The following is a 21,370-nucleotide window of genomic DNA, read 5'->3' on the forward strand; positions in this document are numbered from 1 at the left end:
TCTACAGACGAAACAAACTACCCTCTCATGTAAATGATAAAGGCATAATCAAGGCTATTATCTTGACAAAACAATGACACAATCTGTCAGTTAAATGGAATTTAGCTTGTCTGTAAGGAAGCGGCTTACCTCATAAAAATATCGTTTACGGTTATAGCCCATTACCCATTGTATGCCTCGTGTTGCATTGGTTACAAATAGCTCGTCGGCTTCATTTAATATCTGCGGGTTAATTTGCGCTTCGGTAACCGGGAGCTGATGTTTGGCCGCGATATCCATTACTACACTACGCATAATTCCTTCTACACAACCCTCTGTTAGTGCCGGCGTATAAATTTGCTTATCATACACCACAAACACATTTGAACTGATAGCCTCACACAAAAAACCATGCTGGTTCAGTATTAACGCCTCATCCAGCTTGTGTTGCTGCTTAAATACGCCCGCCAGCACATACACCAGCGAATTACAGGTTTTGTAGTTAGACAATGCATTTACCGGCTTGGTCACATCCTGGAAAACATCAATGATCAGTCCATTACCGTTTGATTTATAAACCACATCCTCCGCTTTGCTGATCTCCATCGCGTAACCTGCCTTATTACCTGCCGGCGAGTATAATCCCTCACCTTCTCTGAAAACCGTTAACCGGATGCGTGCATTCTGTGTAATTTTGTTGCGTTTAGCCAGCTCTTCAACCCGCTGACGCAGAAACCAGGCGTCAAACTGCGAATATCCTTCCAGCTTCAGCGCTTTCATACCACGTTGTAACCGGTCGGCATGCAATTCGGCAAATTTCAACTCTCCCTTAACCATCTTCATCGATTCAAATAACCCATCACCATACCTGAAAGCCCGGTTATGAATGGTTACAACCGCCTGGCCCGATGGGTAAATCTCGCCGTTATAATTGATAAATTTCATTAGTAGTTGCTCGTCTTTCGTTGTTCGTCTTCCGTTGCTCGTTTATCGTTTATCGTGAACTTACAACTTATAACCTAAAACTTATTGCTTCGCATACGCCCGCCATTTTTCAAGTACCGCCGCAAAATCGGCAGGTAGCTCTGCTTCAAAATGCATGTACTCTTTTTTAGTAGGATGTTTAAATCCTAACGTTTGTGCATGCAGGGCCTGCCGGGGCATTAGCTCAAAGCAGTTCTCTATAAACTGCCGGTACTTGTTAAAAATTGTGCCTTTGAGAATTTTATCTCCACCATACATAGCATCACTAAATAAAGGATGGCCGATATGCTTCATGTGCGCCCGGATCTGATGGGTTCGCCCGGTTTCTAACTGGCATTCGATCAGTGTGACATAGCCAAACCGTTCAAGCACCCTGTAATGCGTTACGGCCCATTTGCCCTTGGTTTCATCATCGTAAATGGCCATCACCTTACGGTCTCTCAGGCTGCGACCGATATATCCGGTAACAGTTCCATCTTCTGCTAAATCGCCCCAAACTAATGCCAGATATTTACGGGTAATGGTATGATCAAAAAACTGTTTGGCCAGGTACGTCATAGAGCGCTCATTTTTACTGATGAGCAATAGCCCGGAGGTATCCTTATCAATACGGTGCACCAATCCGGGACGACCGTCATTTCCGGGCAACTGTGGCAATTGATTAAAATGATAAACCAGTGCGTTAACCAGCGTGCCGTGATAATTATTGTACCCGGGATGCACTACCATACCTGCGGGTTTATTCACCAGCAATACATCATCATCTTCGTAGCGTATATCCAGCGGAATATTTTCAGGGTACACCTCGGTGTCACGCGGCGGATGCGGTAATACCACCGAAATAACATCCTCAGGCTTTACCTTATAGCTTGATTTTACGGGTTTATTATTTACAAGGACGCTCTCTGATTCTATGGCGTTTTGTATGCGGTTGCGGGACGCGTTCTCAATACGATGCATCAGGAACTTGTCTATCCGCAACAAGCTCTGGCCTTTATCAACCACTACACGCAGGTGCTCATAAAGGTCCTGCTCATCGCCATCGTTTAATTCTAATGCATCATCAGACATGCTGCAAAAGTAATCTTTGCAAGCGTTATTTGCTATGGAAAGATGAAGAGTATTAAGTCAAAAGTTGAGCGCTGAGAAATCCCGACACCTACCCCGAGTAATTCGGGGTTCGGGATTAAAATTCAAAACCTGTAATCGACCTAATATTAGAGTATACAAATAGAACGATGTGTCAGGTTGAGGATTAACGGTTCAGGATACCCGATTAAGCATCAAACTTATATCCAACGCCTTTTACAGTACTTACGTATTTGTCGCCAAGCTTTTCGCGTATTTTACGGATGTGTACATCAATAGTCCGGTTGGTAACCACAACCGAATCTTCCCAGATGGATCGCAAAATCACTTCGCGGGTATATACTTTGCCGGGCTTTGATGCCAACAGGTATAACAGCTCAAATTCTTTTTTTGCCAGCACAACCTTTTCGCCATTGCGATATACCAGAAATGTTTCCCGGTCAATTACCAGGTCAGCAATCTCCAGCTTGCTATCCTGTATGGTTTCTGTTTGAGTATTGCGCCGTAATATGGCATTGATTCGGCTCACCAAGGCCCGCGGTTTAATGGGCTTGGCAATATAATCATCGGCTCCTACGTTAAAGCCTGCAATTTCTGAATATTCTTCGCTGCGTGCCGTTAAAAACACCATGAAAGTATTTTTAAATTCGGGCATTGTCCGCATGATCCGGCAGGCTTCAATACCGTCCATTTTGGGCATCATGATATCCAGGATGATCAGATCGGGCAAAATTTTACGGGCCAGGGCAACCCCTTCCTGACCATTGGCGGCAGTAAATACCTGGTAACCTTCTTTCTTAAGGCTATATTCTATCAGCTCTAAAATATCGGGTTCGTCGTCAACAATTACTATTTTTTGCCTTACAGTAGCCATACGGTATATATCTTTTCTTTTTTATGACGCTAAAATATAAACCCATTAACAGGATAACATTAACCCAATATTAAAAAATCGTTAACTATACCGATTTATTAACAGCAAGGCGATTTTGCTATAATGTTTTGTTTAAAAATTCTTTAAGCTCGTCGCCACGAAGATTTTTAGCGATAATTTTCCCCTGTGGATCCAATAAGAACGAAGCCGGAATGGCGTCTACCTTATACAAACGGGCTACCTGGCTCTCCCACTCTTTCAGCTCCGATGTTTGTTTCCAGGTAAGATTATCGTCTTTAATGGCTTTCAGCCAGGCATCTTTCTTCTTATCCAGCGAAACTCCCAGGATGGTGAAATTTTTGTCTTTGAACTGCTGATAGGTCTTTACCACATTAGGGTTCTCCTGGCGGCAAGGGCCACACCACGATGCCCAGAAATCAACCAATACATACTTACCTTTAAAATCAGAAAGCTTAACATCCTTGCCTTCGGTATCGGCAATGGTAAAATCTGGCGCCTGCTGACCAATCGATACGGGTTTTATTTCCATCATGTGCGATACAAAAGCCTGCACCGCTTTATTACCCGGAAATTTATTCTTGATATCTTCCGCATAACGGATGAGCTCCGGTTCATATTTTACCTGGTCTATAGAGCCAACCGCATAAAACCCGGCCAGGTTATCTTTATTTTCCGAGCCAAACTTCAGCGCCTCTTTAGAAAAAGCATCCATATTTTTCTGAAATTCGGGCATCAGCACATTATAAAGCGAATCTTTGGCATTGGGATTCTGGGCAACCTGCGTGTTGTACCGGTTCTGTATATCCATGTAGATTTTACCGTACTTATTGGTGATTTTGTTGAAATCCCTGATTTTTTCGGTATCTCCGGAACCCTTAATTTCAAATACACCGGCAGTATCGGTCAAATTGGCCTTAAAATCAAGCTCATCGCCATTACGGGCAATTACCAGGTAATTTTTATCACCTGCAACAATGGTATAAAAATTAGGCTCTGGCGATGTCCGTTTAAACCTGAATTCGTGATCCTCGTTCAGAAATGCCGAATCGACAACCTGGTCATTTTCATACAATAACACTTTTTTAATGGCCCCGGGATTATCAATCTTACCATTTATAACAAACTGGTCTTTGTTTTTACATGCTGAAAATATAGCTATCGCCAGCAAAATACCTTTAATACGTGTTTTCATGCGTAACATTTATTTAATATTATTTTAAAGCTTCAAGCTTCTGTACCATCAGCTTGTTAGCGGTTTTAGGGTCTATTTTTCCTTTGCTGCGTTTCATCACTTCGCCCATAAACAAACCTAAAACGCCTTTTTTACCTTTATTGTATTCAACTACCTTATCGGGATATTGGGCCAGGGCTTCGTTAATAAATTGCAGCAATTCATCTTCGTTGGTATCAATAAGCAGGTTCAAATCGTGCATAAGCCGCTCTACCGGGGTTTCCGGCTGCCGGATTAAGGCCGGGAATAACTGCTGCACCGCTGCTGTATTATTAATTTTCCCGTTGTCTACCAATGCTATAACCTGCGCAATGACCGATGTTTTTACCGGCAATTCGGAGATGGATGTATTACCTTCGTTCAGGTACGATTGAATTGGCCCGATTGTCCAGTTGGCGGCCGCTTTATAGTTCGAAGTATGTGTAATCAGCTCTTCATAAAATTCGGCCACTTCGCGTTCTATGGTGAGCAGGTTGGCATCGTATTCTGAAAGACCATAATCGGCCATATAACGGGCAATACGTTGCTCGGGAAGCTCGGGTAACGATTTTAACAGGTTATCAATCCAGGAATCTTCCAAAACCAGGGGCTGCAAATCGGGTTCGGGAAAATAACGGTAATCGTACGCCATTTCTTTAGAACGCAATACGGATGTTTTGCCAGTTGCAGCATCAAAATTCAACGTGTTCTGACCAATGGTTTCGCCGGCTTCCAGCAATGCTACCTGTCGCTGAAATTCGTAGTTTATAGCCCGCTGAAGGTTACGAATAGAGTTCAGATTCTTCACTTCACAGCGGTTTCCGTAGGTTTCCGCTCCTTTTAGCCTGACTGAAATATTGGCATCGCAACGGATACTGCCTTCTTCCATATTGCCATCGCAGATATCCAGGTAACGGGCTATCTTCCGGATTTCTGTTAAATAAGCAGCCGCTTCTTCGGCCGAACGGATATCCGGCTCCGACACAATTTCTATTAACGGCACACCGGCACGGTTCAGGTCAATCAGCGAGTAACGCGGGTCTTTATCGTGCATACTTTTACCGGCATCTTCTTCCATGTGGATGCGGTTTATGCGTATCTTTTTATCTTCCTTATCTTTAAATACCAGCTGAATGTAGCCGTTAACACATACCGGAGCTTCATCCTGGGTAATCTGGTAGCCTTTGGGCAAATCGGCATAAAAGTAATTTTTGCGGTCAAACCGGTTTTCGCGGTTAATGTGACAATGTGTAGCCAGGCCCATTTTTACAGCATACTCAACTACCTTTTTATTTAACATGGGCAATGTGCCGGGCAAACCTAAAGATACCGGACTGGTATGCTGGTTGGGGCCTGCGCCAAAGCTTGCCGGGTCTGATGAAAAGATTTTTGTTTGGGTAGATAGCTGAACGTGCACCTCAAGGCCAACAACAAGTTCGTATTTATGTAAAGCGCTCTGGCTGGTTTTCATTTTACTTTGCCTGCAACAATTTAATTCTTCAAATATAATGCTTTTTGCGATACCTGCCCGCCGGATTATAGTAAAGGATTTGTGAGGAACGCAGACTTACGGCTCTATGCATGCGGATTACAAATCCGAAGTTAACAATAACGGGATTGCAAATCCCGTTAAGCGTATAGTTACAAATCTCGTTATATGCAGGGATTTTATTTCTGAAATGTCATATAAGTAGTCGGATATTCCGGAATATGAGGATACAAATCTTCAATTTCAAATGTTGAACTATTGATTAATTTAAAACCTAACTCAACAGATGGTGAGTTGTCCCAGGTTGGTGTAAGTTTAATCTTATTTCCTGATATACTGTAATTAAATTCATCTTTTACAGAACTACCGGATTCAGTTTTTACAACCTTATTTTTACTAATAAAAGTAAGTTGAGAGCGCCCTTCAACCGGCGAAGTTTCCGCATAAACACCAGACAACGTTTCTTTATCGTTATCCTTACTACAGGAAATAAACCCAATAATTAGCATGAGCACTATTAAAAAGTTCCTTTTCATTTCATATAGATATTATAATCTACTTATCCCCTCACCGCTTCCCTAATCCGAACCAGCTTCACCAACAAATCTTCCAGCAAGGCAAGGTTTAGCATATTCGCCCCGTCGGATTTAGCGTTTTGCGGTTCGGGATGCGTTTCGATAAACAGGCCATCAGCACCTACGGCAATAGCGGCTTTCGCGATGGTTTCTATCAAGGCGGGCTTTCCCCCGGTTACGCCGCTGGCCTGGTTAGGCTGCTGCAACGAATGTGTACAATCCATCACCACCGGAATATTGAATGAGCGCATTTCGGGTATTCCCCTGAAATCTACAATCAAATCCTGGTAACCGAACGTGTTACCGCGGTCGGTAAGAATAACATTGTCATTCCCGGCCTCCTTAACTTTATCTACGGCATGTTTCATGGAACCTGCCGATAAAAACTGTCCTTTTTTAATGTTTACCGCTTTGCCGGTTTTAGCGGCGGCTATCAGCAAATCAGTTTGACGGCACAGAAAGGCCGGAATCTGCAATACATCTACATATTCGGCAGCCATAGCCGCCTCGGTAGTTTCGTGGATATCGGTAACAGTGGGAACACCAAACTCACGACCTATACGGGCCAATATTCTCAACGCTTTTTCATCGCCGATACCGGTAAATGAATCCACACGTGACCGATTAGCCTTGCGGTATGAACCTTTAAAAATATAGGGTATTTGCAGCTTATCAGTGATGGACACAATGCGTTCGGCAATACGCAAGGCAATATCTTCGCCTTCAATGGCGCAAGGGCCGGCCATAAGGAAAAAATTACCGGATGCCGTATGTTTTAATTTGTCAGAAATCATTGGATTTACGGGTTACGATTTTAGATTCACGAATTGCGCATTTTCAGGGCAGGAAGAAGCAATCATACTTTTTCCCACCCTTCTATGAGCATAATATTAGTTTCCTAACTCCGACAGGAACTTGATTCGCATGAGCTGAATTTCCTCACGGGTATAATCATCGCTGCCAAGCTCTTTCAAGGCCACATCAATAGAATCTACTTCTGAAGATCGGAAATAATCAAATACCTCGTCCTGACGGTCTTCATCAATCAGCTCATCAATATAATAATTCAGGTTCAATTTGGTTCCCGAATTAACAATGGATTCTACTTCGCGTAAAATATCCTCGTAAGAGATGCCTTTTGCCGATGCAATGTCTTCCAACGCAATATGCTTATCAATATTCTGGATAATGGAAACTTTCAACGCCGATTTATTGGCCGTGCTTTTGATAACCAGATCAACGGGACGCTCAATTTCATTTTCTTCCACGTATTTGCTGATAAGCTCAATGAAAGGTGCACCAAATTTCATGGCTTTACCCGCACCTACACCCTGAACCTGCTTTAGCTCATCAATGGTAATGGGATAATGATTACACATTTCCTCGAGCGACGGATCCTGGAATATCACGAACGGCGGCAGGTTTTTCTGCTTGGCGATTTTTTTACGCAGGTCTTTCAGCATTTGCAGCAACTGCGTATCTAACGAAGCACCACCCGAAGGCATATTGTCTTCCTGGTCTTCGTCGCCGGCCTCCATGGGCTGGTTAAGAACAAATTTAATGGCGTACGGGCTTTCGATAAAGGCCTTGCCGGATTTGGTTAACTGTAGCAGGCCGTAATTATCGGTATCCTTTTGCAGGAAATTATTCAGCACTGCCTGGCGCAACAGCGATTTCCATAGCAAAATACCATCTTCTTTACCGCTGCCAAATTCGGGTAGCTTATTATGCTCATACGATGATATTTGCTGATTATCAATACCCATTATCAGGTTAATGATGTGGTGGTCATCAAATTTCTCACCCAGACGCTGTATAAGCTCCAGCGTTTTCTGTAGCTTTTCGGACGCATCGAAATGAGTTTTCGGATGCCGGCAATTATCGCACATATTGCTGCAGCCGGCATCGTTAAAGTTTTCGCCAAAATAATGCAGTATCTGCTTGCGCCGGCATACCGACGATTCGGCATAATCGATAACTTCTTTCAGTATCTGGGTTCCTATTTCACGTTCAGAAACAGGCTTATCCTTCATGAACTTGGCCAGCTTATCAATGTCTTTCTCGGAGTAGAACGCCACGCATAAGCCTTCGCCGCCATCTCTGCCTGCCCGGCCGGTTTCCTGGTAATAACCTTCCATACTTTTGGGTATGTCATGGTGAATTACATAGCGAACGTCGGGTTTATCGATACCCATACCAAACGCAATGGTTGCCACAATGACCTCAACCTCTTCCATCAGGAATTTATCCTGGGTTTCGGCACGCATTTTGGCTTCCAAACCGGCATGATAAGGCAATGCCTTAATGCCATTCAGATTCAGAACTTCGGCTATCTCTTCTACTTTTTTCCGGCTCAGGCAATATACAATACCCGATTTTCCGGGATGCGATTTAATGAACCGGATAATCTCCTTGATGACATTGCGCTTGGCCCTTACCTCGTAATACAAGTTAGGCCGGTTAAATGACGATTTAAACAGCGTTGCGTCGTTCATTTGCAGGTTTTTGATAATATCCTGCTGAACTTTCGGCGTTGCTGTCGCGGTTAACGCAATAATGGGTATATTACTGCCTATATTATTGATTACCTGACGAATTTTGCGGTATTCGGGCCGGAAATCATGCCCCCACTCTGAAATACAGTGAGCTTCGTCAACAGCCACAAAAGAAACCTTGATAAGCCGTAAAAAGTCAACATTATCGGCTTTGGTAAGCGATTCCGGCGCTACATACAGCAGCTTCGTCTCGCCGCTCAATACATCCTGCTTTACCTTGGCAATATCTGTTTTGTTTAACGATGAGTTTAAAAAGTGCGCAATGCTGTCCGTTCCGCCAAAAGCTCTGAGCTGGTCAACCTGATTCTTCATCAGCGCAATAAGCGGCGATATCACAATGGCCGTACCATCGCTCATTAATGCAGGCAGCTGGTAGCAAATGGATTTCCCGCCACCGGTAGGCATAATTACAAATGTGTCTTTTTGCTGCAGGACATTGGTTATGATCGCTTCCTGCTCCCCTTTAAAATTATCAAACCCAAAAAAGTTTTGTAAATTATCAAATAATGATTTTTTTATCTCCATCTCCCGTTAGGAAAAATTATTTAGTAAATTTTAACCGGCGTATCTGTTTAACGCCCTTTTATATTTTTCAGTATATTTCTTTAAATATACAAGAAATAAGCAATAATAACATACCTGTTATAACAGAAATGACCAAAAGTTTTCACCGGGGCAGATTAATAACAGGTTTCGATGATTTTTACACAACAATTACATGCGCTCACAAAGTATAAACCACTTTTAAATAAAGTTCAAAATAACATATTTTTGCGGATATATCGTTACTTGAATTAAAAAAATCGTTTGAAAAATAACTCAGAAATATTACGGTCGGCACGCAGAACGCTACAGGCCGAACAGGAAGGCATTGCCGGGCTGATTGACCGTCTTGATGCTGATTTTGCCGAATGCGTGCAACATATCCTGAAAATTAAGGGAAGAGTGATTGTTACCGGTGTTGGTAAAAGCGCCATTATTGCTCAAAAAATAGTGGCAACGTTTAATTCTACCGGTACACCTGCCGTTTATATGCATGCCGGCGATGCCATACATGGCGATTTGGGTATCATCCAACAGGATGACCTGGTGATATGTATTTCAAAAAGCGGCAACACGCCGGAAATAAAAGTGCTTATTCCTTTTCTGAAATTGGCGGGCAACCTGCTTGTTGGTATGGTTGGCGACCGGGAATCGTACCTGGCCAAACAAGCCGACCTGATACTGGATACTACCGTAACAGCCGAAGCCTGTCCGCACAACCTGGCCCCTACTACCAGTACAACAGCCCAGTTGGCGCTGGGCGATGCGCTGGCCGTTTGCCTGCTGGAATGCCGTGAATTTAGCAGTCGCGATTTTGCACGGTACCATCCGGGCGGCTCATTAGGTAAAAAATTATACCTGAAAGTGGGCGACCTTTCTGTAAATAACGAAAAGCCACAGGTATCGCCTGCTGATAACATCAAGCATGTAATTATTGAGATTACCCGAAACCGGCTTGGTGCCGTTGCTGTTATTGACGATGAGCAGGTTAAGGGTATTATTACCGATGGCGACATCAGACGAATGATTGAAAAGTACGATAACATCGGCAGCCTGAAAGCCTCGGATATTATGGGGACATCGCCCAAAACAATTGATAAGAACGAGCTGGCGATAAACGCTTTTGAGCTGATGCGCAAAAACAATATCACCCAATTATTGGTATTAGATGATGGTTTATATGCTGGCATTGTGCATTTGCACGATTTATTACGCGAAGGAATCATCTAAGCGAAAATGCACTGCTGCCCTATCAAACCAAACTATTTCAAAATGTCCGGCTGTTCGGGTTATTGATACGTTTTTATTAATGCATCAATGAACCTGCCGGTTGACGGGGTTTTTAATTTTTAATTTTTAATTTTGACTTAGCACTAAAATTGTACGCTCGGGGAAATGAATATGCTTAAAACAGCTTCATTGCCATTGAAAAAACAACATACTCAAATGAAAAATTATTATGCCATCATTATGGCCGGCGGCATAGGGAGCCGCTTCTGGCCTATAAGCAGAACTGCACATCCAAAACAATTTATTGATATTCTTGGCACCGGAAAAACACTGATACAAAGCACTTATGACCGCTTTTTAAAAATAGTGCCTAAAGAAAATATTTATATCGCCACCAACGAAATTTACATCAATCTTATTAAGGAACAATTGCCGGATATAACCAGCCAACAAATTCTGGCTGAGCCTGTAATGCGTAACACGGCTCCGTGTATTGCATACGCGTCGCACAAGATATATTCGCTTAATCCGGACGCAACCGTTGTAGTTGCACCGTCAGACCATCTTATACTTGAACCCGAAAAATTTGTTGAAGACATACAGATTTCGCTGGATGCGGCTTCTAAGTATAACCGGTTAATTACTCTGGGTATAAAACCGTCACGCCCTGATACGGGATATGGATATATTCAATACGATACCACCGAATACGACAACGCGTTTTATAAAGTAAAAACCTTTACCGAAAAGCCCAACCTGGAACTGGCGAAAACCTTTATTCAAAGCGGCGATTTTCTATGGAATGCCGGTATCTTCGTCTGGTCGGTCAAATCTATTTTAAATGCCTTCGAGAATCATTTACCCGAGGTTAATGATATCTTTAAAGAAGGATATGCCCATTTCAACACCAATAACGAGCAAAACTTTATTCAGTCGGCATATTACCAGTGTACCAATATCTCAATAGATTACGCCATTATGGAAAAGGCCGATAATGTGTATGTGCTTCCGGCAGATTTTGGCTGGTCTGATTTAGGGACATGGGCCTCTATTTACGAATTAGCCGAAAAAGATTATGTAGGTAACGTGGTTATTCCTCCCGAAAAGGTAATTATGTACGATTCATCAAACTGTATGGTGAATGTCCCCAAAGGCAAACTGGTAGTTTTACAGGGATTACATGATTATATCGTAGTAGAATCCAATGATACGTTGCTTATTTGTCCCCGCGACCAGGAACAGAATGTAAAACGAGTGGTGGCCGATGTGAAATCTAATTTCGGGGTGGAGTATATTTAAGTTGTAGGTTGTACGTGGTAGGTTTTACGTTGTAAGCTTAAAGCAGAAAGCACGGAAGAGAAGCAAGAGCATAGAAGCAAGAGACAAGACAAAACGCAGAAAGGCGGAAGGTTGTACGTGGTAGGTTTTACGTTGTAAGCTTAAAGCAGAAAGCACGGAAGAGAAGCAAGAGCATAGAAGCAAGAGACAAGACAAAACGCAGAAAGGCGGAAGGTTATACGTGGTAAGTTTTACGTTGTAAGCTTAAAGCAGAAAGCACGGAAGAGAAGCAAGAGCATAGAAGCAAGAGACAAGACAAAACGCAGAAAGGCGGAAGGTTATACGTGGTAAGTTTTACGTTGTAAGCTAAAAGTGGAAGGCTCAAAGCAGAAAGCACGGGAGAGACAAAAAATATAATGAATGCATCTAAAAAAATGTAACGTCATTGCAAACTGAAGGGCTGGGCTTTGAGGCAGAGTGAAGCAATCTCGTTGTTAATTGAAGATTGCTTCGGCTCGCACTCCCCCAGACAGCCTCGCAATGACGAAGAAATCAAACGCGTTGTTCTGATAAGTTATGAGCTAAGACGCTCGTAACACGTAACTCATAACACGTAACAATTTACCTTTCACTACTCACTAACAACCAGTACTGATAATTCCCGGTATAGTTTTTCGGTAGGCAGACCCACAATATTGGTGTATGAGCCGTTAATTTTTTCTATGCCCACAAGGCCAATCCATTCCTGGATGCCGTAAGCTCCGGCTTTGTCCAACGGCTGGTATTTTTTTACATAATATTGTATCTGCTCTTCTGTAAGCTTGCGAAAATAAACATCAGAGATATCGGTAAATGTATGGTATCGCTGTTTATAAAGGATACAAACGCCCGTAATCACCTGGTGTTTTTTACCGGACAAAAGCGATAACATCGTTACGGCATGCTCTTCGGAAGATGGTTTACCCAATATTTGTCCGTCAATACAAACAATGGTATCCGCTGTGATAACCAGTTCATTCGTTACGCTTTCATCAAAAGCATGTGCCTTTTTTTCTGCAATATATCTTGCTATTTCTTCGGGCTGTAAATGCTCCGGGTACGATTCATCTACATCCTTTAAAACTACCCGAAAATCCAGGTTCATTAATTTAAGTAACTCCTGGCGCCGCGGCGATTTAGATGCAAGTATGATGGGTGGAAACATACGAAAAGTTGAAAGTTGAAGGTTTAAAGTTAAAAGTTGAGTGCAGCGAAATCCCGACTATTCGGGGTTGAACGGTTAAGCAGATGGAATGCTGTCATCATGTGCAGATGGCTCGGCATCAAACCATTTTCGCTGTACTTTCAGTAATTTTTCAAGAATATCGCGAACACAACCCGCTCCGCCAACTTTTGGCGATATATACATGCTGACCGCTTTTACTTCTTCGGCGGCATCGGCGGGACAAGCGGCAGCTCCGGCTATCTTCATAACCGGCACATCGGGAATATCATCGCCGATATATAATACTTCTCCGGCGTTGAGCGCATGCTGTTCCAGGAAACTGTTAAACACATCCAGCTTTTTATCAATACCTAAATGAATATCGGTAATGCCCAGGCTGTTTAACCTCAGAACCACACTTTTGGACTTTCCACCGGATATAGAACAAACTTTGAACCCCCGTTTAACGGCAAGCTGCATGGCATATCCGTCGCGAACATTAAAACGACGCAATTGCTCACCCGTTTCGGTTACCAGCACCGTAGCATCGGTAAGAACACCGTCTATATCCAGAATGATGCCCTTAATATGATGTAGCTTATCGAGAAACAAGTTTTAAAGTCAAAAGTAAAAATTCAAAAATCAAAACATTAAAACCACTAATCAGTACTATTGATTATCCCGCCATTCGTACACCCAGGCAGATTGTATCTGTTCCAGGTGACCTTCGTTACATTCCTCACGTGTACCGGCAAAATTAGGCAGGGACAGCACCCATTCCATTAAATCGGTAAAGCGTATGCGATATATCTGCGATTCGCCAAACTCATCGCCAAACTTTTCATAAAGTTCCATAGCGATATCCTCATAGTTATTCCAGTATATCGGTAAAGCGTATTTATCTGTCATTATGTAAAGTTAAAAGTTGAAAGCTAAAAGTTGAAAGTAGGCCAACAATAATATTACCCGTATCATTATTTTGGTTGTTAATGACCAAGAAACTGGGTTTGGTCGGGTAGTGTAACTTCAAGGTCGCCGTCTATTACCACACACTGGCAACCCAACCGCGAATTAATCCGTGGGTTTACCGCCCGGTCTATAAAATCTTCTTCCTTATCGGATATTTCCTGGATATTGTCCATTCCCTGATTTACATAGATATGGCAGGTGCTGCATCCGCAAACACCGCCGCAGTTGTGCTGAAGCTCTACACCGTTCTCCAGGCAAACATCCAGCACCGATTCGCCTTCAACAATAGGCAACTCTATGGACTCTTTGCCCGGTTCTTCAAAATTTATCTTGAGTTTAAAAACATTCATTGCTTTGCAAAATTAGTAAAATTGCCATTAGGCGCCGGGATTATCATACAAATTGATGATTTGCTGACTAATCTGCCGGTAAAGCTCTTGCAAAGCTGGTTGTGACAAAAGAAAATCGATATGTTTTTGCAGGATGTATTTATCGTTACGAACAGCGGGCCCTGTTTGTGCATCGGCAGGTAAATGTTCCTGGACTTTTGCTGCTGTTTCAGCTATCAGTGGACGAATAAGGTCAAAATCCAGGTCGTGTTTGGTCAGTATTTGCTGGGCAACGGTATAGAGGTAATTGGTGAAGTTACAGGCAAAAACAGCCGAAACATGCAGAGCAAGCCGTTTTTCGGATGTTAAATAAAACACCTTATCAGAAACATCCTGCATCAGTAAAGTCAGCACTTTTGCATTTTCTTCGCTATTAGCTTCAACAGCCACCGGAACATTCCTGAAATCCACTTCCTTCACCTTCGAAAAGGTTTGTAAGGGGTAAATAACACCGGTATTTTTGGAAACGGGTTTCAAAACGTCCATCCCGGTTGAACCGGATGTATGTACCACCAACGTTTTACCCAATTTTAGCTGCTGCACCAATTGCGGGATGGCATCATCGCTTACAGCGATAATGATCAAATCAACATCGGAATTAAGTTGGGCTAAACCGGTAATGGCTTGTGCACGTACGTGATAGGCCAGCAACGAAGCATGTTGTATATCACGACTGTAAACCTGTGCAATAACATGACCTGCGTTATACAAGGCAGCGGCCAGATGAGTTGCTACATTACCCGAACCGATGAATGAAATCTTCATATCATGCCTGCTTCAGCTCTTTATTCCGACGGAATATGGACAGCAGGAAGCCGATAACCATGATAATGGTTCCTCCCCAGAACAGGTTGATATAAGGGAACATAATGGCTTTCATCACAATCCATTTCTTTTCGGCGGGCTTGCTGCGATAAAGCATCACCTCTAACTTGTTTTTATCCGGTAAAACATTGGTAAAACGCAGTTTTACACCCAGGTTATCGATGGTTTTGCCAAAATCAAACTTATTGCCCGATTTAAGGAGGTAAACCGGCTCGGCTTCTTCGGTTTTGCCGTTCTGATGCACTTCTATCTTTAAGCCTACGGCAATATCGCCATTGGCTAAAGGAATATTGCTGATGCTTGCATTGCGATTAACTGATTTGATGACCAGGAAACCTTCCTTGTAACGTACCGTATCGCCGGGAGACACCTGGTAAGTTATTGGTTCCAGGTATTTACCGTCATCGGCATGGTCGTGGTCATCATGCCCTTCGTGCTCATGTTCCGCTTCCTCGGTTTTAATGGGCACACTGCTTACATGCGTATAAATATCGTATAACAGGTAGTGCTTGGTATCGGGCGAAGCAATCAATCCCATTTTGGGATTTTGCTGCGCATTGGGCAACAGGTTAAAATCTTCCTTAACCTTACCGTCTTTATCAAACGATTTATAATTTACCTTATAAAAGGTATTGGGGCCAATAGTGGTATCGCCAATATACGTTACCGTGTACCGGTCTATCTTAACCGGCTCATTCAGGTTCAGCATCAGGTTATCGCCGGGCTTATTCTCTTTCTCAAATCCGCTTACCGGGATAAATCCGCTTTTATTTACCGATATTACCTTGTTGGTTGCGGCGGCAATCAACGCACCGATAAGCAGCAACCCGAAACCGATATGCGCTACCGCAGAACCAGCCAGCTTCCATTTACCTTTCAAAGCATCGAGCATAATTTTGCCATTGCTCACCACGGTAAATGATGCGGCCAGTATCAAAGCTACAAATATGGGATTACTGTAGATGTGCGCCACATAAGCCAGGATAATGGTTATTACCACGGCTATACCAAACGACACCGCAAGGCTTTGCCAGAATTTCTTAGCGTTAGTGTCCTTGTATTTCAGGAACTGCGCTAAACCTGATAACAACGCCACGATAATTGCAAACGGGGTTTGCCATTTATTATAATGCTGCACCACATCAGTTGGCGGAGCTACCTTGGTTTTAAATACCGCATTAAATACAGGTATCGATGTGGTTGCCACAATCTGCACACAGGCTACCGTCAGCACCAAAGCGCCGATAAACAGCCAGAATTCACGGGAATACGTTTCTTCGTCTTTTTTGGTAATGGGCAGCTCTTTCCAGCGGGCAATAAGAAACCCAATGGCGATAACGGCAAAAACCAGAATGTCAATGACCAGGTGCCAGAACATTCCCAAATCGGTAAAGGCATGTACAGAAGTTTCGCCCAAGATGCCGCTCCGGGTAAGGAATGAAGCATACAACACCAGCACAAAACTAATCAATACCAGGAATGTGGCTGTAAAGTACGAATGTCCGCTGTTTTTATAAGCCAGCAGCACATGCACCGCCGCTATCAGCGTAAGCCAGGGAATAATCGAGGCATTTTCTACCGGGTCCCAGGCCCAGAAACCGCCAAAATTCAGCGCTTCGTAAGCCCAGAACGAACCCATAATAATGCCAGTACCTAAAACCATTACCGCGAACAGCGCCCAGGGCATTACCTGCTTCACCCATTCGGTATACCGTTTTTGCCACAAGCCGGCAATCGCGTAAGCAAACGGAACAACCATCGATGCAAAACCGAGGAAAAGTGTGGGCGGGTGAATCACCATCCAGTAATTTTGCAATAAAGGATTCAACCCGTTACCATCCTGTATCAGGCTCAGGTAATCCGGACGTGAAAAAATGGGCGCCTCAAGCGCATTGCGTAACAGGATGAACGGCGAGCTTCCAACCCGGGTTCCTAAAATATCCACACCGATAAGCATCGATGCAATCAGCGTCTGCGACAGCATAACGATAGCCAGCACCGGGCTTTCCCAGCTTTTGGCTACCCTTACCAGGATATTTGCCAGCACAATCTGCCAGAAAGTCCATAGCCAGAAACTGCCCTCCTGCCCTTCCCAAAAGCTGGAAATAATGTAATATACCGGCAACGAACGCGACGAATGCGCCCAGGCATAATGATATTCAAACAGGTGATTGTAAATGATATAAAACAGGCATGAGCCGATACCAACCACAGCCAGGGTGTTTACCCATAAGGCCGCACGACCGATATTGCGCCACGAATTACCGGGCCTGTCGTTAATTGCCGCGAAATAATAGCTAATGGTCGACAGCAACGCCGAACCAAAAGAAAGAATTACGAAAAATTGTCCTAATTTTCCGGGCAGCAGGTGTTCACCTACAAATTGTACGTCCATTAATTCAATTAGATTTTTGCCTGAGCAGCCGTATTGGCTTTTACCTCAACCTGGTCTTTATTATACTTGGAGGGGCATTTCATCAGTATTTTAGAGGCATGAAACTCATCGCCCTGCATTTTACCGGTCAATACAATTTGCTCTGACTTCTCAAAATCCTGGGGTTTGGTACCGTTAAACACTACCTTGCATTCGGTTCCCTTATTATCACGCATGTAAAAAGCGAAATAATTGGCATTCTCCTGCGGATTATAAATCATGGCTTTATTTTTTTCCAACTGCCCAACCACATGCAATTCGGTTTGTGTTTCCTTTGCTTCTGCAAACGAAGCGTAAGTACTTGAATCAGCGTAAGTACTGATAATAACACCTATTGCCACTGCAATAATAATAATACCAATGATGGCGCTTTTCTTCATAGCTTATCAGGATTTGAAAAAGCAATTACTTTTATGCTGCAAAGGTACGAAATAGTACGATGTTGATATAATATTAACAAGTCTGTTACTTATTAAGAACTGTTCTAAATTATTAGCTTGTAGCTTATGGTTCATAGTTCATGGTGGATAGTCCGGAAGTTGGGAAAGACAGAAAAGTCAGAAAGCAATCTTTACAATTAACAGTTGATAATGGACAGTTGATAATGTCTGTATGATTCATAGGGCATGGTTAATAGTATTTTTAGAGATAAGAATATAGAAACAAGAGACAAGACAAATCGCACAGTCCTACTCCCTCCCTTTGGGAGGGCCGGGGTGGGCTAACTACAACTTCACCTGCCTGATAATATTCTTAATGTTCAGCTCAATAATGTCGGTCATATTGCGGCAGGCACGGTAATTGGCATCCTGGTAATATGTGGCCATGCTTTCCTTCAGTTTAAGAATATTTTCCTGTGTAGTCAGCTCCTCTTTACAGGAGACATCCCGCAAATCGGTAAGGCGATGACGCTCACTGCGCACCCGGTGCACAATAGACGACAATTCTTCCTGCTGATACTGCTGTACGGTTTTTTCAGTGAGATGTTCCATACACAATTTTACCAGGGGATAATTTTCCTTAAAGAACTGCGGCATGTAAACCTTGATATTACCTTCATAAAATTGCTGGTCGAAATCTATAGCCCTGATGCGGAACTGGATATCATCAAAATCGGGCGTAATTTGTACCACAAAGTTGTAAGAGCGCATATCGCCCAACAAGGTTGTCAGACAACGTTCGTTAAATTTTACAAACTCTTTGGCTATACGGGTGGGATTAAAATCGCCCTGGTAAATTTTCCCTTTGTTAAATACATCGCCGGGCAGGCCCACAATATGTTCCTCTACCATAGTATCGCCGTCTACCAGGTAATTTACCTGGTTTGGTGACAATATTTCTTCCAGCTCCAGCCCGTAAATCCGTGAGGCGTCTGCCTTTTTCACGTAGAAATAATCGTAAACATCGTTTAAACGGTTCACTATCCTTATCCTGAAAGGATGCGTGTTGCCAAAAGTGCAATAATCAATCTTGTCTATATACTTATGCTCAACAATACGCAAATTACCCGATGCCTTTAGCTTGGCATAGATAATTTTCAAGCCATTATGCAGCTCTTCTATCTGGTTGGGAGAATAGATAGGGCTCTCCCACAACGTGTCTTTTCCGTCCTTATCTAAAATGGGAAAACTCTCGGTAAAGGCTTTTAGATCTTCGTACTTAACAGGAAACCGGGCATCACGCTGATAGGTACGCAGGTATTTATGCAGATTCTCGCTTACCGGGAAAATGGGTTTCTTTCGGGATATTTTAACCTCGCTGGCTGACATAATTGCATGGTTATGTAAGGCTGCAATTTACCAAAATAGCGGAATGAAAAGCAGGTTTTAATTGGAGACTTTGACAACTTTTAGAAAGTTGTCAAAGTTCAAAGTCTCAGAAAAACAGCACTGGCCTAACCAAACTAAACCCGACAGGAGCGGCAGCCCCGAATGCAATGAGGGCTATAGCGGATGGCGGGGCTATCTTTACCGATGACACTACTGTACCTGCTTTTCAGAAAATAAAATCTGCCTGGTAATATTTAAAGCCTGCAGCCTGTCCTAAACCCTTTAATAGCCATGTACGAGCTAACACCAGCGAAGAAACAGTGCTGCTATGTTCAAAAGAAAACCTCACAGATTTTTGAAACCTGTGAGGTTTACAAGCTTTTAGCATCCTAATTCTTGTCTCTCTTAACCGCTTTCGACTCACCCTACGCCTTAACCCTTTTACCTTAGCCCTCTATTTACCGGTATAATACTTCATCGCTTCCGGCAGGCGTTTCTGAATATCAGCTATCCGGGTAGCATCGCTGGGGTGTGTGCTTAAAAACTCAGGAGGAGCGCCGTTGCTTTGGCTTGCAGTTGCCATACGCTTCCAGAAATCTACAGCAGTATTGGGATTATATCCGGCCATTGCCATAAAAATTAATCCCAGGCGGTCGGCCTCACTTTCCTGGTTACGCGAATATTTCAGTAACGCCAACTGTCCGCCGATGCCATATAACTGGGTCAACGTTTCAGAGCCTGCGGCGCCAAGTAAGCCTCCGCCGGCCTGTGCCAAAGCGGTTTGCGAAGCACGCTCGGCAGAATGCCCTGCAATGGCGTGGGCTATTTCATGACCTAAAACTGTGGCCAGTCCGTTATCATCTTTTGTTACCGGTAATATAGCCGTGTAAACAGCAACTTTTCCGCCAGGCATGCACCAGGCATTAATGTCCTTACTTTGAACCAGGTTAAACTCCCAGGCATAATTATAGCGGTCGCCATAGCCGTTTTGCTGCATATAACGTGTTATTGCGGTAGCTATATTTGAGCCTACCCGTTTAACCCGCTGCGCATCGGTTGTGCCGGTAATAACTTTAGTTTTAGGATCGCTTAAAAACTCTTTATAAGCTGTTGTGGCCTGCTGTTGTATCTGCGATTCATCAACCAGGCTTAATTGTTTGCGACCGGTAAGCGGAACCGTTGAACATGCCGCCAGAATAAGAATGGCAATAAGAGCGGGCAATGATTTAATTCTTTTCATAGATCATATTGTTTGTTTTTTACAAAAAGCAATAAGGTTACGAAATTGTTTTTTTAAACAGCCTGACTTTTGATTCTTTTCCCTTTAATAATCGTTCAATATTTTTCTGGTGGGTTACCAGTATGAGCACACAGATACACATGCCGTATAATACCACCGAGCGCACCGGCGAATGAAACACGAAAATAACGCTTAACGGCAGTGTAAATCCGGCAGCGATAGAACCTAATGAAACATACCCAAATACCAGGAAGAAAACCAGGAAAACCAGTACGCACAGCAAAGCTGCCTGAAGGTGTACGGCCAGGATCATACCAAATAGCGTAGCAATGCCTTTGCCGCCCCTGAAACCGGCAAAAACCGGGAATAAATGCCCCATAACAGCCGTAATGCCCAGGGCTAACTGGTAATTTACAAATTGCACTGAGTTTTGAGGCCCTGTTACTGATAAACCAATAAAAAAAGCCAGATTAGTGGCGGTGTATCCTTTCAGAATATCAAGGATCATAACGGCCGTACCGGCCTTTTTACCCAACACCCGGAAGGTATTGGTAGCACCTGCATTACCGCTACCGTACTCGCGTACATCCACACCATAAAACGCCTGTCCTATCCATACGGCAGTAGGAATTGAACCAAACAAATATGCCCCGATCAGCGCTAAAATTGAATAAATGGAAATCATGCGTTACAATAATACTAAAAACAATAAG

20 protein-coding genes are annotated in these 21,370 nt (G+C 43.3%); 2 read left to right on the plus strand and 18 right to left on the minus strand.

Annotated elements, in window-relative coordinates; genetic code table 11:
- Positions 1-90: 90 nt before the first annotated feature.
- The 8 genes from FW774_RS09585 to recQ all read right to left on the minus strand — a co-directional run bounded on the left by FW774_RS09585 (position 91) and on the right by recQ (position 9,301).
- Entirely contained in the window at positions 91-924 is an 834-nt protein-coding gene (locus FW774_RS09585) for an aminotransferase class IV (RefSeq protein ID WP_149347965.1), read from the minus strand.
- Between the two features lie 81 nt (positions 925-1,005).
- A complete protein-coding gene (locus FW774_RS09590) occupies positions 1,006-2,034 on the minus strand; it encodes an RluA family pseudouridine synthase (RefSeq protein WP_149347966.1) in 1,029 nt (342 codons plus the stop codon).
- A gap of 205 nt (positions 2,035-2,239) precedes the next feature.
- On the minus strand, positions 2,240-2,926 hold the full coding sequence (locus FW774_RS09595) for a response regulator transcription factor (protein ID WP_149347967.1): 687 nt from the start codon (positions 2,924-2,926) through the stop codon (positions 2,240-2,242).
- 118 nt (positions 2,927-3,044) lie between these two features.
- Positions 3,045-4,139, minus strand: coding sequence for a redoxin domain-containing protein (locus FW774_RS09600; RefSeq protein WP_242457786.1), 1,095 nt, complete (start codon positions 4,137-4,139; stop codon positions 3,045-3,047).
- 19 nt (positions 4,140-4,158) lie between these two features.
- Positions 4,159-5,628: an Asp-tRNA(Asn)/Glu-tRNA(Gln) amidotransferase subunit GatB gene (gene gatB / locus FW774_RS09605; RefSeq protein ID WP_149347969.1), complete on the minus strand. Its 1,470-nt coding sequence runs from the start codon at positions 5,626-5,628 to the stop codon at positions 4,159-4,161.
- 197 nt (positions 5,629-5,825) lie between these two features.
- A complete protein-coding gene (locus tag FW774_RS09610) occupies positions 5,826-6,182 on the minus strand; it encodes a hypothetical protein (protein ID WP_149347970.1) in 357 nt (118 codons plus the stop codon).
- Between the two features lie 23 nt (positions 6,183-6,205).
- Entirely contained in the window at positions 6,206-7,015 is an 810-nt protein-coding gene (gene kdsA / locus FW774_RS09615; RefSeq protein ID WP_149347971.1) for a 3-deoxy-8-phosphooctulonate synthase, read from the minus strand.
- A 96-nt stretch (positions 7,016-7,111) separates the two neighbouring features.
- The gene (recQ, locus tag FW774_RS09620; RefSeq protein WP_149347972.1) at positions 7,112-9,301 is read right to left on the minus strand and encodes a DNA helicase RecQ; all 2,190 of its coding nucleotides are present in this window, start codon (positions 9,299-9,301) and stop codon (positions 7,112-7,114) included.
- 282 nt (positions 9,302-9,583) lie between these two features.
- On the opposite strand from recQ, the gene FW774_RS09625 reads away from it, so the two are divergent.
- Both FW774_RS09625 and FW774_RS09630 read left to right on the plus strand, forming a co-directional pair.
- Positions 9,584-10,549, plus strand: a complete 966-nt coding sequence (locus FW774_RS09625; protein ID WP_149347973.1) for an SIS domain-containing protein — start codon at positions 9,584-9,586, stop codon at positions 10,547-10,549.
- Positions 10,550-10,765: 216 nt separating this feature from the next.
- Complete coding sequence (locus FW774_RS09630) at positions 10,766-11,848, plus strand: mannose-1-phosphate guanylyltransferase (RefSeq protein WP_149347974.1); 1,083 nt, start codon at positions 10,766-10,768, stop codon at positions 11,846-11,848.
- Positions 11,849-12,458: 610 nt separating this feature from the next.
- Here FW774_RS09630 and FW774_RS09635 read toward each other — a convergent pair.
- The 10 genes from FW774_RS09635 to plsY all read right to left on the minus strand — a co-directional run bounded on the left by FW774_RS09635 (position 12,459) and on the right by plsY (position 21,342).
- Positions 12,459-13,031: a Maf family protein gene (locus FW774_RS09635; RefSeq protein ID WP_149347975.1), complete on the minus strand. Its 573-nt coding sequence runs from the start codon at positions 13,029-13,031 to the stop codon at positions 12,459-12,461.
- Positions 13,032-13,106: 75 nt separating this feature from the next.
- A complete protein-coding gene (locus FW774_RS09640; protein WP_149347976.1) occupies positions 13,107-13,643 on the minus strand; it encodes a KdsC family phosphatase in 537 nt (178 codons plus the stop codon).
- Positions 13,644-13,700: 57 nt separating this feature from the next.
- Positions 13,701-13,940, minus strand: coding sequence for a Fe-S cluster assembly protein IscX (iscX, locus tag FW774_RS09645; RefSeq protein ID WP_149347977.1), 240 nt, complete (start codon positions 13,938-13,940; stop codon positions 13,701-13,703).
- 77 nt (positions 13,941-14,017) lie between these two features.
- Positions 14,018-14,350 carry a 2Fe-2S iron-sulfur cluster-binding protein gene (locus FW774_RS09650; protein WP_149347978.1) on the minus strand — a complete coding sequence of 111 codons (333 nt, stop codon included), beginning with the start codon at positions 14,348-14,350 and terminating at the stop codon, positions 14,018-14,020.
- A gap of 27 nt (positions 14,351-14,377) precedes the next feature.
- Positions 14,378-15,154, minus strand: a complete 777-nt coding sequence (locus FW774_RS09655) for a Rossmann-like and DUF2520 domain-containing protein (protein ID WP_149347979.1) — start codon at positions 15,152-15,154, stop codon at positions 14,378-14,380.
- 1 nt (position 15,155) lies between these two features.
- On the minus strand, positions 15,156-17,609 hold the full coding sequence (locus FW774_RS09660) for a heme lyase CcmF/NrfE family subunit (RefSeq protein WP_149347980.1): 2,454 nt from the start codon (positions 17,607-17,609) through the stop codon (positions 15,156-15,158).
- 8 nt (positions 17,610-17,617) lie between these two features.
- Positions 17,618-18,028, minus strand: coding sequence for a cytochrome c maturation protein CcmE (locus FW774_RS09665; protein ID WP_149347981.1), 411 nt, complete (start codon positions 18,026-18,028; stop codon positions 17,618-17,620).
- Between the two features lie 345 nt (positions 18,029-18,373).
- Positions 18,374-19,417, minus strand: a complete 1,044-nt coding sequence (locus FW774_RS09670; protein ID WP_149347982.1) for a hypothetical protein — start codon at positions 19,415-19,417, stop codon at positions 18,374-18,376.
- 454 nt (positions 19,418-19,871) lie between these two features.
- Positions 19,872-20,657: a M48 family metallopeptidase gene (locus tag FW774_RS09675; RefSeq protein WP_149347983.1), complete on the minus strand. Its 786-nt coding sequence runs from the start codon at positions 20,655-20,657 to the stop codon at positions 19,872-19,874.
- Between the two features lie 37 nt (positions 20,658-20,694).
- A complete protein-coding gene (plsY, locus tag FW774_RS09680; protein ID WP_149347984.1) occupies positions 20,695-21,342 on the minus strand; it encodes a glycerol-3-phosphate 1-O-acyltransferase PlsY in 648 nt (215 codons plus the stop codon).
- Positions 21,343-21,370: the final 28 nt, after the last annotated feature.

The sequence above is a fragment of the Pedobacter sp. BS3 genome, from assembly GCF_008274585.1.
In the GTDB taxonomy this organism is placed as follows: domain Bacteria; phylum Bacteroidota; class Bacteroidia; order Sphingobacteriales; family Sphingobacteriaceae; genus Hufsiella_A.